Here is a 14,643-nt window from a genome sequence, read left to right on the forward strand (position 1 = left end):
CTTTTACTACGTTACCCGGTGGTATCCGCCGTGTCAAACCGCTCTGTCACGATCAACACCACTTCAACCACAATTCCCACACACCACGAAACCCCCCGGCTCACACCGGAAACCATCGCGATTATCGACAAGCCGGCCGCTGCGGTCTCCCGCACGCTCGCCCGGTGCCCTGCCGGTTGTTCACCTTACTCGACTGCTCTCTGCCCACCAAATCGACCCTCGGTCGATCGGGAGGCATTCCTGAGATCAGTGGTAGCGCTCCGGCCTTCGGGGCTTTCACCCCGGTGCGTCCGTTCCGCGCTGACAGAGAGAAAGTTACGCGCTCGCCGAGTTGACCGTCAAATCCAGCAGGTGCGTTCCCGGCCACACCCCCGGTCACCTGCGGCCGGGCGCCCCGACACCACCCGGAACGGCCGGCGGGACTCCACTGTTGACCCGCGCTGAGCTGCGGGAAGTCCACGGGGACGAGGCCAGGTGGGCCGAAAGGACAAAACCCGGTGCGCACGGTGGACGCACCGGCCAGGGCAACCGCCGGCCGCCGGTTGACCCGACCGGAACGCGACCGTGTGGATGAGCCGCCGTCCCGCCCGGATCGGTGCGTGGACCGCGCTCGGGGCCCGGTCACCCGCGGCACCGGTCGCCGGTAGTGTTTCGCCCCGTCGTGGCCCGCGGAGTCGCCCACGCGGACCTGGATCGCCGAGGAGTACGGAGGTTGGCTCTATGTCCACCGGGGAGGAGTCGTACGCGTCGCGCGACGACGGGACGTCACGGCCGAGCTTCGAGCTCGCGTTGCGGGGCTACGACAAGCGGCAGGTGGACCGCTACGTCGAACAGATGGACGGCGCACTGTCGACACTGACCGCCGACCGGGCCCGGGCCGCCGGCCAGATCCAGGGGCTGACCACGCACATCCAACGGTTGCAGGCGGAGCTGACCGAGTTGCGCCAACGCCCGGCCCAGGTGGACCGGGCGTCCTTCCGTGATCTCGGCCCGATGGTGGACCAGATCCTCGCCCTGGCCGAGAAGCAGGCCGCGGTGATCACCGACTCGGCCGCCCAGCGGGCGAACCAGCTCCAGGGCGAAGCGGAGAAGACGCTGGTCGACGCCCGGGACCGGACCGCGCAGGCGCTGCGGGACCTGGATGAGGAGTTGACCGCCCGGCGCGAGGAGCAGGACAAGGCGTACGAGCAGCGCCGGTCGACGGCTGACGCCGAGCTGACCGAGATCCGGGAGCGGGCCGAGAAGCTGCGGGCCGAAGGGGAAGCCGCCCACGAGCGGGCCCAGCAGGAGGCGAAGCGGATCAGCGAACAGACCGCCAAGCAGATCACCCAGACCCGGGCCGCCGCCGAGGCGTTGACCAAGGCCGCGCGGACCCAGATCCAGCAGGAGATCCAGGCGGCCCGGACCCAGAGCCAGCAGGAGCTGGCGCAGTGGCAGGCCACCGTGGAGCGGGAGGTCGGCGAGCGACGCGCCGCCGTCGAGCAGGAACTGGGCGAGCAGCGGGCGGCGGCGGAGCGGGAGCTGACCAACCAGCACAGCGCCGCCGAGCAGCAGATCGCCGCGCTGATCGCCGAGGCGCAGCAGTACGCCACGGAGGTCCGGCAGCGGGCCGACGAGCAGGCCAGCAGCCACCAGGAGCAACTGGCCACGGTGCAGCGGGAGATCGCCGAGCGGCAGAAGTCCCTCACCGAGGTGCAGGGTGAGCTGGACACGGCCCGTGCGCAGTTGGCTGAGATCCAGCAGGAGGGCGACACCGTCGAGCGGGAGTTGGTGCGTACCCGACAGCGGTTGGAGGAGGTCCGGCGCGACCTGACCGCGGAGAACCGACGGTTGGACGAGGCCCGGCAGGCCGCCGAGAGTGTGGAGCGGCACGCCAAGGACGTGCGGGCCCGGGTGCAGCGGGAGGCCAAGCGGGTCGCCGACCTGGCTGCCGCCGCGGTGATGGCGGCTGCCGCCGGGGGCGGTGAGACCGCCGAGTATCCGACGGTGGCGGCCCGACCGGCTGCCGAGCCGGCTGCGGAGCCGGCTGCCGACGCGGCGGTCAGCGAGCCGCCGGCCGACCGGGTGCCGACCAACGTCTGAGAGGTGGCGGGCGACCCGGGGTGACATCGCTGGGCTCCGGTGGTGTCGCGCAGGCATCCATGGCCCTGGAACTGCCGGGTGGCGGGCCACCCGGGGCGAAATCGCTGGGCTCCGGGCCGGTGGGGACGTAGCCTGACGGCCCGTCACCACGTCCCCCGATCGAGGTGTTTTCCGTGCCCGTGCTCCGCGTGCCGACCGTCCGCTCCCCGCGTCCGTTGCCGCACCCCTGGAGTCACCGACATGGACCTCGATCGTAGTTTCGTCATCCGCGAAGGCGACCTTCGCATCCTCAACCCGTTCGACGACGACAAGCTCGCCGCCCTGGGCCGGGCGATCCGGCTCCGCCCCGACGACACCCTGCTCGACCTGTGCAGCGGCAAGGGTGAACTGCTGTGCACCTGGTCACGTACGCACGGGGTCCGGGGCACCGGTGTCGACCTCAGCACCGTGTTCACGGCCGCCGCCCGGCGTCGTGCGGTCGAACTCGCCGTGGCGACCGGGTCCGTTTCGTGCACGACGACGCCGCCGGGTACGTCCATCCCGAGAAGGTGGACGTGGCCGCCTGCGTCGGTGCCACCTGGATCGGTGGGGGCGTCGTCGGCACCATCGACATCCTGGCCAGGGCGCTGCGGCCCGGTGGGATGCTGCTGGTCGGGGAGCCGTACTGGCGGCGGGAACCGCCGGACCAGGAGACCGTCGCCGCGTGTCACGCCACCGCCCGGGACGACTTCGACGACCTGCCCGGGTTGATTCGCCGGGTCCAGGCGCACGGGTGGGACGTGGTCGAGATGGTCCTCGCCGACCAGGACAGCTGGGACCGGTACGCCGCGGCGCACTGGCTCACCCTGCGCCGCTGGCTGGACGCCCAACCGGACGACGACCTCGCCGAGGGGTTCCGGCAGGAGTTGACCGAGGACCCGGTCCGGCACGTGCGGTACCGGCGGGAGTACCTGGGGTGGGGGGTCTTCGCCCTGCTGCGGCGGTGACCCCGGCGGTGGCGGCCCGACGTCGAGCGTCGGGCCGCCACCGGTGCCGTGGTGACCGGTCAGCCGGCGGTGATCTCGGCCAGGATCTGCTGCTGGAAGGCGCGGGCTTCGGCGGCGGTCGGCGGTGGGCCGCCGTCGCGGGCGCGGACACAGCGGCGTAGCAGCTCCGGTTCGCGGCCGAGGGCGATCACCCGGTGGCCGGCGGCGACCTTCGACAGCCAGTCGCCGTCACGGACCCGGACCAGGGCGCGGCAGGCGGCCAGGACCGCGTCCTCGGCGCCGGGGGTGGGGCCGTCGCCGGGCGGGGCGGGACGGGCCAGCCACCACCGCAGCGCCGCCACCAGCAACTGTCGCAGGTCACCCGGAGCCAGCTCGGCGAAGACCTCACCGGCTGGCGGCGGCCAACGGCAACCCCCGCTGGTGCAGGATGCTGCGGTCCAGGCCGTACCAGAAGTGGCCGTCGGCGGCGGGCCGGTCGGCCGGCGTGAAGGTGACCCGCGACGACATCCGCGCCCCGGTGTTGAGTTCCACCTCGAAACCGGGCTCGGGGGTGCCCGAGGCGGCCACCTCCCGCGAGTAGGTCACCAGTTCCAGGCCGCGCGCCGGGCAGGGCAGGGTCTCGTGACGCAGCCGGTCCACCAGGGCCTGGCTGGTCCGTCGGGACAGGGTGCCCCGGCAGACCAGCGCCACGTCGACGTCGCTGCGGCCCGGCCGGTAGGCGTCCAGCGCCACCGAACCGGCCGCGTAGGCACCGACCAGCTCCGGTCCGAGCACGTCCCGCGCACAGGGGACCAGGTCGGCGAGGTAGCGGCGTACGGCGGGATCCATGGTGGTCATCCTGCCCGCTGCCGGAGGGCCGGCGGCGGCGGAGTCGGTCGGCGGGCACCCCTGGCGCGGATGCCGTCGGTGGGACAGACTTGAGGCCCGACACCGAGGACGGGGGCATGGGCGGTTCCACACAGGACGATGCGGCGGCGGAATTCGTGCGGGAACTGGCCCACTGGCGACGCCAGCGGGGATTGTCCAAGAAGGAGCTGGCCGAACGCACCGGCTTCGACCCCTCGTACGTCAGTCACATCGAGAACGGGCGGCACCAGCCCACCGAGGAGTTCGCCCGTCGGGTCGAGCTGGTGCTGGACAGCGGCAACCGGATCTGGCAGCAGTACGTCACCTTCGCCGACGCCCGGGGGTCGGGGGGACGCCGCTCGGCACTCGGCCCGACCGCGGTGCCGCCACCGGCCGGCTCGCACCTGGTGATCGAGGACGAGCAGGCCATGCTCTCCCTGGTGGACGGGGTGTACGAGTGCCGGTTCCGCCGGGTGCTGCACAGCGTGGGCACCGAGCCGATCACCCGGCACACCGTGCAGATCGACATCGACCGGTTCCCCGAGGATCCGGCCCGGTCCGCTCTTTTCCACAGCCACCACCCGCTCACCATCGACGAGGTGGCTTTCCGAGCGACCATCGGCACCGAGCAGGCCGAACCGATGCGATGGCGGGTGAGTCGCAGCCGGGACGCCTTTCTCAAGATCGTCCTGTTGCTGGACGGTGGGGGCACCCCGATGCCGCTCTACCCCGGGCAGCGCACCGTCGTCGACTACGCCTACCGGGTGCCGGCGTGGAAGTTCGGTGACTGGTTGCAGCGTGACATCCGGCTACCCACCCGCAACCTGGTGATCCGGCTCGACTTTCCGGTCGAGACCGGCCCGACGGTCTGGGGCTCCGAGACCTCGTTCACCTCGGAGTCGACCGTCGAGGTGCACCCGGACCGCCGGGAGGGGCAGGGGCGGGTCGCGTACCGGTGGGTGGTGTCCCGGCCCCGGCTGCGCGCGCAGTACCGGGTCGACTGGCGGTACGCCGACCCGCGTGCCGCGCTGGTCGACGCGCCGACGGATATCCGACCGTTGGCCTGCTGAGCACCGCCGCCGGGGCGCCCCGGCGGCGCGGGCGGGCGGTCGGAGGCGGCCCGCACGGCCGGCCCGCCCTGGCCGACAGGTGTCGCTTCCGACAGATCCGGCCTGTTGTCGGGCTCGGCATAGCGGTGCGGCGGGCTCGACCGTTAGGCTCGAAGGCTGAGCGGAGCCGACGGAAACCATCGTAGCTGCTCGATGCAAATCGCGAGTAACGGCTGGTAGTGGCACTGGAAGGCAGGCTGCAGTGACCCGAGAAGGTGAGCCTGGGCCGCGATACGCCCACCGTGCGGACAACAAGCGGGTGGCGTACGAGGAGTCCGGTGCTCCCGACGGGTTCCCCGTCTTCCTGATGCACGGCACACCCGGCAGCCGGCGAGGGCCGAAGCCCCGGGGCATCGTGCTCTATCGGATGGGGATCCGGTTGATCGCCTACGACCGCCCCGGATACGGCGACTCCGACCGGTTCGAGGGTCGGGACGTGGCCGACGCCGCGCGGGACGTGGAAGCCATCGCCGACCAGCTCCGGCTCCGCCGGTTCGCGGTGGCCGGCCGCTCCGGGGGCGGGCCGCACGCGCTGGCCTGCGCCGCTGACGAGCGCCTCCGCGGTCGGGTGAGCCGGGTGGCGGTGCTGGTCAGTTTCGCGCCGTCGGAGGCCATCGGGCTGGACTGGTTCGACGGCATGAACCGCGACAACCAGCGCGGCTTCGGTGACGGTCGGCACGACACCGAGATCGTGGTCGAGGAGATCCGCCAGCGCGCCGCCCGGGCCGCCGAGGACCCCCGGTTCCTGCTGCGGGAGCTGATGACCCAGATGGGGCCACCGGACCGCCGGGCGATCAACGACGCGGCACTGCGCGGGATCATCTTCGACACCTATCAGGAGGCGCTGCGGGCCGGCCCGTACGGCTGGATCGACGACGTGCTGGCGCTGCGCCGCGACTGGAAGTTCGACCTCGACGCGATCGACACCACGGTCACCCCGGTACGCCTGTGGCACGGCGAGGAGGACACCTTCGCGCCGGCCAGCCACGGCCGGTGGCTGGCCGCCCGGATCCCCGGGGCCGAGATCGAGGTGCAGCCCGGCGCGGCCCACTTCGACGCCATGCAGCAGCTCCCGCGCATGCTGCGCTGGCTCGTCGACGGGCAGGCCCCGACGGGCACCGACGTGCTCATCGGGGCCCGCCCCGGTCAGTAGGGGTGCGGGTCGAGGACCCGACGCACGTACCGTCCGGCGCGCAGCACCACCACACTCGGGTGTTCCTGCCCGATCCGGTCGGCGAGCCGGTCGGCCAGCCGCATCCGTCCGATGCTGACCGTCCCGCCGGTAGCCGCCTGTCGGGCCGTCTCCAGGTTGCCCAGGCTGCGCAGGGTGTCCGGATGGTCGACGCCCAACACCGCCGTCAACCGGTCCACCACCGCCTGCAACCGGGCGAAGCCCTCCTCGTCCCGGCCGGTGAGGATGGCGAAGACGGCGAGGTTGTTGTCCGCGCCCATGCTGAACGGATGCTCGGGCCCCAGCACCTCCCGTAACCCGTCCGCCGCGGACACGGTGAGCGCGTACGCCTCGTCCTGCTCACCGATGTCCCACAGCGCCACCCCCCGGTTCAGTTCACACACCAGCGTGTAGGGGTGCCGCGCCCCGAACACCTCCGCGAGCGTCTGCTGCACCTCCTCCAGCTCCGCGCGGGCCTGCGCCCCGTCCCCCTGGAGCATCAGGTTGGCCGTCCGGCTCAACCGGCTGAGCAGGGTGTCCGGGTTGGCCGCCCCCAGGGTGGCCCGCAGCCGCGTGTGGGCGTCGTCGAGCAGCCGGCCGGCTTCGGCGATCCGGCCGGTGCTGCGCAGCGACGTGGCGAGGTTGGCCTGGCTGATCAGCAGCTCCCGGAACTGGTCGCCGAACAGCCGCCGGTAGCCCTCGATCACGTCCTGCAGCAGGGCCACCGAACCCTGGTAGTCGCCGGTCTCCCGCAGGTCGCGCGCGTAGTTGCCAGCTGAGAGCAGGGTGCGTGGGTGGTCGGGGCCGAGCACCACCCGCAGCCGACGGTAGGTCGCCTCGTCGAGATCCAGGGCCCGGGTGAAGTCGCCGGCCAACCGGTGGGAGGCGGCCAGGTTGTTGGCCGCGTTGAGGGTCCGCCGGTGGTCCTCGCCGAACACCTCCACGCAGGCCCCGTGGGTACGCAGGTCGCGCTCCAGGGCCGGCCGGTAACGGCCGAGGGCCCGCAGGTCCGCCGCGTACCCCCCGGCGGTCATCAGGGTGTAGGGGTGGCTCTGGCCGATCAGCTCCTCCTGCTGGTGCAGGGTGTCCTCGTCGAGCGCCAGGGCCTGCTCGAAGCGGCCGAGGCTGCGCAGCAGGTTGGCCCGGTTGAAGCGCAGGTTGAGCAGTTGCACGCGCAGCGCCCGGTGCGCGCCGGTATCCGGGGGGAGCCCATCGAGCATCGTCGTCCAGGTCGTGTCCACCTCCCCGGCGTACTGCGCGCCCTGCGCGAAACCGCCGTTGAGGAAGATGTACCGGACCCGGTCGATGACCAGCTGCCGGACGGTGTCGTCGTGACAGGAGACCGCGTCCGAGCCGTCCAGGTGCGGCCACAGGTGCCGGTACCGGACCTGGAAGACCGGGTCGTCCACCTCACCCGAGGGGCGGGAACCGGCGAGGATGCGGTGCACGTCGTGTTTGACCTCGGCCAGTTCCCGCTCGGACATCCGGGCCCGCAGCGCCGCCTGGAGCAGCCGGTGGATCTGCACCCGCTGGGCGTGCAGGTCCACCTTGATCAGGGCGAGCCGGTTGATCCGTTGGACCAGCGCCGCGGCGATGTCGCGTTCCGAGACCCGGTCGGTGACCTGCGCGGCGACCGACGGGTCGTGCGGGGCGATGACCTTCGCCACCTGGTCGCTGAAGAGCAGGTCGAGGGCGATGTCGGGGGCCAGCACCGAACCGAGTTGCAGCAGCCGGTAGGCGCCCGGGGACTGCTCCCGCAGACCCTCCAGCGACCGGCCCCACACGTCGCTGTCCGGGCCGGTACGCGCCAGGCCCGCCAGGTAGGTGGCGACCGAGTCGGGGCTCTCCGCCAGCCACGCCCCGGCCAGCGCCACCAGGATCGGGACGTCCTCCACCGCCTCGGCGACCTGCTGCGCCTCGGCGGCCGTCATGCCGCGACGGCCGGTACGACCGATCAGGTGGTTGACGCTCTCGCCCCGCTGGAATGCCTCCACGTCGACCGCCCGCGCCAGGTCACCCCAGTCCGGGTTGCGGGTGGTCACCAGCACGTGCCCCTCGCCCTGGGGGAGGAAGTCCTTGACGTGGTCGTACTGGTCGACGTTGTCGAAGACGACCAGCCAGCGCAACGGCGGCTCGTCGGCACCCCGGCCGCCGCCGTGGCTGAGCCAGTCCCGGACCGCCCGGGTGTTGTCCGGCACGTGCTGCAGGTCCGGCAGGTTGAGCCGCCGCCCCAGGTCGGCGAAGCGGACGTCGATGAACTGCGCCGGGTCCGCGTCCACCCACCACACGACGTCGTACGCGCCGTGGAAGCGGTAGGCGTACTCGGTGGCGACCTGGGTCTTGCCGATGCCCGCGCCACCCCGCAGCGCCACCGGGACGCGTTCGCGCGCCGCCGTCTTCAGCTCCTCCCGCAGGGCCAGCAGCAGGCCATCCCGGCCGGTGAAGCGGACGTTACGCGCCGGGGCGTAGAAGACCATCGGCTCGACGGCCGGGTAGCGGGTCGCCGGCACCGGCCGGTTCCGGCCGTCGACGGACCGCCCGACCAGTTCCCACACCTGCTCGGCGGCGGCCGAGACGCCGCGCTCGTGCACGGTGGCCCAACTTCCCGGCGGGGTGTCCACCGACGGGGTGGTGTCGTCCAGATGCAACGCGAGCACGGGGGAACCCGCCTGCCGGGCGGCCCCGCCGAGCGCCCGGCGGGCGGCGAGGTAGGACCGGGAGACCAGGTGCAGCTCACGCGAGGGCGTGCCGGCCGGCACCGACGCCGCGGCACCCAGCGGGGTGGCCAACACCCGCAGGTCGACCGCGTGCAACGTGGACTGCACCCACTCCGCCCACGCCTGGTCCTCCGGCACGTACCGCAGCACGATCAACTCGTCGACGATCACCGGTTTGCGTTCGAAACGCTGGATCGTCTGCCGCCGCAGCCCGTCGTCCATCCGGGGCAGTCCGGTGACCGCACCACCGGTGATGTGCCGGGTCAACGCCTCGTACGCCGACAGCAGGCCCCGGCTGCCCGGCACGTCGCCGAAGGTCGCCAGGGTCTCCTCGTACGCGTAGTAGGCCCGGTAGGGCACCTCCACGGAGAGCCAGTAGTCCTGCCGTTCCAGGTCGGTCATGCCGCTGGGTAACCCGACGAACCGCTGCATGGCCAGCGCCCGGCCGGCGTCGGTCTTGGTCTTCTCCCCCTCGTCGACGCGCATCGGCACCGGCAGCACCCGGCGGGCCCGTCGCCCCTCGTAGCTGCGGACCCGGGCGGCGACCGTGGCGGCGCCGTCGATGCCCTGGTCGCTGAGGGTGAAGCAGTCGACCAGCAGGTCCGGCAGGTGGATGGTGCAGATCTCGGCGACGTCGCTGATGCCGGTGCGGCTGTCTATCAGGGCGTAGTCGTAGTGCCGCTTCATGTCCGCGCGCAGCGCGTCGAAGAACTGCGCCCCGCCGAGCCGGTTGTAGAAGTTCTCCCAGTTGAGTCCGGTGACGCTGGTCGCGTAGTCGGGGTTGTGCCGGCCGGCGAGCAGCAGGTCCAGGGTGCCGCCGCCGGGGAACTCCCAGCCCACCGAGAAGGCGTACTTGTGGACCCGGGCGTACTGCCGGTGCCAGTCGCCGGGGCGGGTGTCGACGCCCTCCTGCCGGCGCCGGGCGTTCTCCCACTCGTACTCCAGGATCAGGTCCATCACCCCGCCGGTGGAGGCGACCTGCTCCGGGTCGAGGAACGGTGCGAAGAACCGGTGCAGGCCGGGGGATTCCAGGTCCCAGTCGGCGACGAGCACCCGGTGGCCGTTCGCGGCGAGGATCCAGGCGGTGTTCGCCAACGCCATCGTGCGCCCGGTGCCGCCCTTGTACGAGTAGAAGGTGACGACCTGGCCGTCGTGGGGTGGAGTCATCGTCATGCCTTCCCTCGCCGTACGTCGAACGGTCCGGTCGCCCCCAGGGTCGGCTTCGGGTCGTGCGGGCCCTGCGGCGGATCGACCGGACCGTGCCGGAGGAACTGTTTACGCGCCTCGGTGACCAGCAGCGGGGCGCAGCGCTCAAACTCGTCGATGGTGCGCACCGGCAGCACCCAGGGGAACCGGGCGTCCTGCAAACTACCGGCGATCGCCTCGGGCGTCGGCTCGCCACGCGTGTGGTCGGCGGCGATGACGAGCGGGACCGCCCACCGCGGCAACCCGTCGAGTGCGGACCGGGCGGCGTCCACCCCGACGCCGGCGTCGACCAGCACCACCGCCGGGCTGCTGGCGGCCCGGTCCCGGGCCTCGGCCAGCTCGACGACCCGGGTGGGCAGGCCCAGCCGTTCCGCGGTCGCGGCCACGTAGTCGGCGACGGCCAGTTGGTGCTGGTCGCCGTAGGGCCGCCAGCGCGCCCGGTCGGCGGTGAGGGTGGTGACCACGAGCGCGGCGCCCGGCCCGTCGGGGACCGGGCTGCTGGTCAGCGTCGTCGCCCGGGACGGGGCCAGCGGCTCGTTCTCGGTCACCGTGACGATCCGGTCGGCCAACGCCCCGAGCAGGTTGCGGTACTGGGTGCGGTAGGCGCTCAGCTTGCACAGCGCCCGCAGCCCGTTGTCGGCGTAGTCGGCGCGGTCGCCGGGGTCACCCACCAGGTCCAACGCCTGGACGGTCTCGGGGCGGTCCCCCCAGGACGGCAGCGGCATCCAGAGCACCGGCAGCACGTGCCGCTCGGCCCGGCCGGCCGCCAGCCGGACCAGCCGGCTGCGGAAGGAGTCGCGTTCACCGAGCGCCCAGGCGTTGCGGAAGTAGTTCGGTGAGTAGAGGGGCACGAAGACGTGGGCGAGGCTCAACGCGTTGGTCAGCGTCCGCCTCAGGTCGACGCCGGGGCTGACCTGACCGTCGAAGAATCCCGCGTCGAGCGGGCCGAGCCGGGTGGCGCGTTCCCGCACCGCGTCGGCGAGCTGGTGGAAGAACTGGCTGACCCAGTAGTCGGTGTCCGGCCGGGCGGCGTCGGACAGCGGGACGGAGTGCGCATAGCTGAGGAAGAAGTAGGTCTCCTGCCCGACGACGCCCGCCGGGGAGGAGGGGTCAGGCCAGGTCATGCCCGTCCTCCTCGAACTGGTCGGGCAGCTGCCGCAGATCGGTCGGCACCGCCGCCTCGACCCAGTGCGTGCGGTACGCGCGGGCGACCCGCTGGGCCAGTCGCCAGACCACCGCGTCGTAGGCGTCCTTGCCGTTGCTGCCGAGGCTGAGCAGTCCGTAGATGCCCTCCTCGTGATATTGCGGGGCGATGTCCGAGGGTAACCGGGTGGGGGTGAACATCTGCCGCTGCGACACGGGTGGGGGCATCCGCCGACGCTCCACGACCGACCAGTTGACCGGGATCACCGGGGTCTCCCCCGCCGACGGTTCGGCGTCCGGGCGGGGTACGACCCGCCGCCGGGTGAAGGCGTTCCACTCCCGGGCGCACCACGCGCTGCGCAGGTACTGCGGTGAGATCAGCGGGATGAACACCTGGCAGTGCCCGGCGGCGAAGGCCAGGTCGTCGGTCCACAGCTGTCCCCCGTCGAGCATCCGGTCCATGAAACCCGCCGTTCGTCCGGGGCCCAGGCCGAGCAGCTCGACGACGTGGTCGGAGAGGTCGACGAAGAGCTGGAAGACCTTCTGGTTGGTGTCCCGTGGGGGTGCCGCCACCCGGTTGCCGGTACGGGCGTAGCTGAGGAAGAACACGGGGGCGCTCTCGTCCTCCCGGAACTGTTCCTCCGCCACCTACCGCTCCCGCCCGGCGCCGCCACTCCCGACCGACCACAGTATCGATCGCCGCCAACTCCGCGCTGTCCCGTTCCTGCCGGTCGGGGTCCGGCGGCGTCGGCGACGGGCATCCGGGCCGGGGTCGGCCGGCACCCGGGCCGGTCCGTGCCCGGCGCACCGGGTGGCGACGCCGCACACCACGACGATCCCCGCCGGCCGGTCCGGCGGGGGTCACCGCCAGTCGTCCAGGGTGGCACGCATCCGCTGGACGAAGCGTTGGCCGTCGGCGGTGAGGCTGCCCAGGTCGAGCAGCGCGTCGACCGTGCCGTCGGTCCATTCCCGGTAGCGCCGGTGGTGCGCCGCCGCCTCGGCCCCGGGGCGGTGCCGCCACACGTCGGCGACGGCGAGGTGGGCGTAGACGCCGTGCAACGCGCCCTCCACCGGGCGCGGGTCGTCGCGCCAGGGCACCCGCAGCCGCCGGGCGTCGGCGGGGTCGAACAGGTCGCAGACGTCGAGGATCGCGTCGAGCTTGAGGTGCTGCACCTCGTGGACGAGCAGCACCGCCAGTGCGGCGGCGTCGACCGTCGGGGTGACGGCGACCGCGCCGAACGCGGACCGGGCGGCGGCGCTGCGGGACCGGCCGGACGGGTCGGGTCGCAGCGGCACCACGGCGCGCAGCAGGGCACGGACGCCGGTGGCGTAGCCGACGGCCTCGGCGTCGAGGCGGTGCACCGCCTGCCGGACCTGCGTCGTCCACCGGTCGGCGACCGCCGGGGTGAGCCGGGCCGCCACCGGCAGGTCGAAGCAGTCCCGGTACGGGTCGGTGTCCTCCAGGAGGATGGTCCCGTCGCCGGTGTACGCCGTCCGGGTCGGCTGCCACCGGTCCGGGTTCGGCCCCCGCAGTGGGCGGATCCGGATCCGTCGCCGGCCGGCCCGCAGCTCGACCGATCCGGCGCAGATGGCGACGGCGATGGTGTCGACGGGGGTGTCCACGACGAGCGTGCCGAGCGTCGGCAGGTGCACCGCGCCGGCCCGTACCGGCAGCACGAGGTCGGTGTCGACGCCGGCACGGATCGCTGCGGCGGCGGCGACGGCGGCGAGGTGGGGCAGTTCACCGGTCTCCCCGGCCCGGCACCGCTGGGCCCACCGCCGCACGAAGGGGTGGGTCAGCACGGTATGGACGGCGTCGGGTGCGGCCACGTCCAGGTCCACCAGGAGCCGCCACCCGGCTGCCGCGACGGGGTCGGCGGTGGCGGCGGGGCTGAGCGCGACCGTCAGGGCGCGGGCGATGCCGTGGTGCACGGCGGCGAGCTGACCCGTCGACTCCGCACCGCCCCGCCCGGAGCCGAGGTCGTCCAGGACGGCGGACGGCAGCGCGTCGGCCGACCGGTCCGGCACCGGGCCGGCGGGCGTCGTGGTCGCGCGGACCAGCGCGGCCAGGTCGGCACAGTAGACGGACGGGTTGTCGAAGCCGCTGCCGGAGCGGTACCGGTGGGCGAAGAGGCCACCGCCGCACCGGCGTACCAACGGGCAGGACCGGCAGGTGGCGCAGAGGCCGGCCAGGCCGGTCTGTCGCACCGCGATGCCGGGATGGGCGGCCGCCTCGTCGACCGGGTGGCGGAACACGTCCAGGCCGGTGGCGGCCGCGCCGTGGAAGGCGGACTTGAGCGAGTCGACCTGTTCGAAGGTGCCGTCGGTCTCCACCACCACCAGGTCGGCCGGGGCGAGCCCGACGGCCTCGGTGCTGGTGCTGCCCCCGGCGGCGGTGGCCAGCAGGGACTCCAGCAACCGGATCGGCACCGGTCGCCCGTCGGCCAGCCAACGCCGGTGGATCGTCAGCAGCCAGTCCGCGTAGGGGGTGGCCGCGCCGTCGGGGCGGGTGGGCGGCCGGTCCCAGTTGGCGTGCGGCAGCAGGAAGTCGATCCGGGGTGGTTGCTCGGCGAGCAGCGCCTGGTATACCCGGAGCGGATCGTTGGCCAGGTCGACGGTGCACAGCAGGCCGGCGTAGGCGCTGCGGTAGTCGGGGCGGCGCAGCAGGGCCAGTGCCCGGCGTACCTGGTCGTAACTGCTCGCACCGGTGGCGTAGCGGCGGTGCCGGTCGTTGGCCGAACGGTCGCCGTCCAGGGAGACGCCGACCCGGATCTCGTGGGCGACGAGGACGTCGGCGATCTCGGGGGTGAGCAGCACCCCGTTGGACTGCATCCGCAGGTCGAGCCGGGCCACCGGGGTGATGGTCCGGCGTAGGGTGTCGGCGGTGGCGGCGAGCCGGGCCGCGCCGGCGAGTAGCGGCTCTCCGCCGTGCAGGACCACCCGGACGGTGCCGAGCCGGTGGTCGGCGGCGTGTTCGGCGATGCGCCGCGCGGTGGCCTCGACCGTGTCGGGCGTCATCAACCGGGGCTGACGACGCCACGACTGGTCGGGGTGTTCGTAGACGTAGCAGTGGTCACAGGACAGGTCGCATCGGCTGGTCAGCTTGAGGACGTACTGGCTGAGCGGGGCGACCGGAGGCACGGGCGGGTCGACCAGGTCAGACCGTCGAGCCGAAGGAGGCGACGTCGACCCGGGTCGGGTGGGCCGCCCGGCGGTCGTCGATGCGGGCCACGGCGACGGCCCGGTCGACCGGGATCTGGCCGAGTGGCGTACGCCGCACGTCGCTCATCGGCGCCGGGAACGGATCGGACAGGCGTTGGGTGCGGTCCACGTGGGGCCCCATTTCGTGTCGGGAGTGGACGGAGGTCCGTCCACGTCGACGG

At 73.0% G+C, this 14,643-nt stretch carries 11 protein-coding genes; 4 read left to right on the forward strand and 7 right to left on the reverse strand.

All coding sequences use genetic code 11. From position 1 onward, the window contains the following. Positions 1–720 precede the first annotated feature (720 nt). Both JQN83_RS30560 and JQN83_RS33560 read left to right on the forward strand, forming a co-directional pair. Complete coding sequence (locus JQN83_RS30560; RefSeq protein ID WP_208570623.1) at positions 721–2,082, forward strand: DivIVA domain-containing protein; 1,362 nt, start codon at positions 721–723, stop codon at positions 2,080–2,082. A gap of 509 nt (positions 2,083–2,591) precedes the next feature. Beyond that, positions 2,592–3,068, forward strand: a complete 477-nt coding sequence (locus JQN83_RS33560; RefSeq protein WP_244253556.1) for a hypothetical protein — start codon at positions 2,592–2,594, stop codon at positions 3,066–3,068. Positions 3,069–3,127: 59 nt separating this feature from the next. Here the strand turns inward: JQN83_RS33560 and JQN83_RS33565 are convergent, their stop codons facing one another. Both JQN83_RS33565 and JQN83_RS33570 read right to left on the reverse strand, forming a co-directional pair. After that, positions 3,128–3,409, reverse strand: a complete 282-nt coding sequence (locus JQN83_RS33565; protein ID WP_244253557.1) for a hypothetical protein — start codon at positions 3,407–3,409, stop codon at positions 3,128–3,130. 43 nt (positions 3,410–3,452) lie between these two features. Then, positions 3,453–3,905 (reverse strand): hypothetical protein, encoded by a 453-nt coding sequence (locus JQN83_RS33570; protein ID WP_244253558.1) that lies wholly within the window; start codon positions 3,903–3,905, stop codon positions 3,453–3,455. A gap of 107 nt (positions 3,906–4,012) precedes the next feature. Here JQN83_RS33570 and JQN83_RS30575 point away from each other — a divergent pair, with 107 nt between their 5' ends. Next, positions 4,013–4,984, forward strand: a complete 972-nt coding sequence (locus JQN83_RS30575; RefSeq protein ID WP_208570624.1) for a helix-turn-helix domain-containing protein — start codon at positions 4,013–4,015, stop codon at positions 4,982–4,984. A 241-nt stretch (positions 4,985–5,225) separates the two neighbouring features. Then, a complete protein-coding gene (locus JQN83_RS30580; protein ID WP_208570625.1) occupies positions 5,226–6,176 on the forward strand; it encodes an alpha/beta fold hydrolase in 951 nt (316 codons plus the stop codon). On the opposite strand, the gene fxsT is transcribed toward JQN83_RS30580, so the two are convergent. The 5 genes from fxsT to JQN83_RS33975 form a co-directional block, all read right to left on the reverse strand. Then, positions 6,170–10,078, reverse strand: coding sequence for an FxSxx-COOH system tetratricopeptide repeat protein (fxsT, locus tag JQN83_RS30585; RefSeq protein WP_208570626.1), 3,909 nt, complete (start codon positions 10,076–10,078; stop codon positions 6,170–6,172). The genes JQN83_RS30580 and fxsT overlap by 7 nt on opposite strands. Positions 10,079–10,080: 2 nt before the next feature. Beyond that, positions 10,081–11,241 (reverse strand): TIR-like protein FxsC, encoded by a 1,161-nt coding sequence (locus tag JQN83_RS30590; RefSeq protein WP_208570627.1) that lies wholly within the window; start codon positions 11,239–11,241, stop codon positions 10,081–10,083. Continuing rightward, a complete protein-coding gene (locus JQN83_RS30595) occupies positions 11,228–11,908 on the reverse strand; it encodes a TIR-like protein FxsC (RefSeq protein WP_208570628.1) in 681 nt (226 codons plus the stop codon). The genes JQN83_RS30590 and JQN83_RS30595 overlap by 14 nt, the downstream gene beginning before the upstream one ends. 213 nt (positions 11,909–12,121) lie before the next feature. Beyond that, positions 12,122–14,401: an FxsB family cyclophane-forming radical SAM/SPASM peptide maturase gene (locus JQN83_RS30600; RefSeq protein ID WP_208570629.1), complete on the reverse strand. Its 2,280-nt coding sequence runs from the start codon at positions 14,399–14,401 to the stop codon at positions 12,122–12,124. Between the two features lie 16 nt (positions 14,402–14,417). After that, positions 14,418–14,549, reverse strand: a complete 132-nt coding sequence (locus JQN83_RS33975; protein ID WP_279632934.1) for a PH domain-containing protein — start codon at positions 14,547–14,549, stop codon at positions 14,418–14,420. Positions 14,550–14,643 lie beyond the last annotated feature (94 nt).

Source organism: Micromonospora antibiotica (genome assembly GCF_017599305.1).
Lineage (GTDB): Bacteria > Actinomycetota > Actinomycetes > Mycobacteriales > Micromonosporaceae > Micromonospora > Micromonospora antibiotica.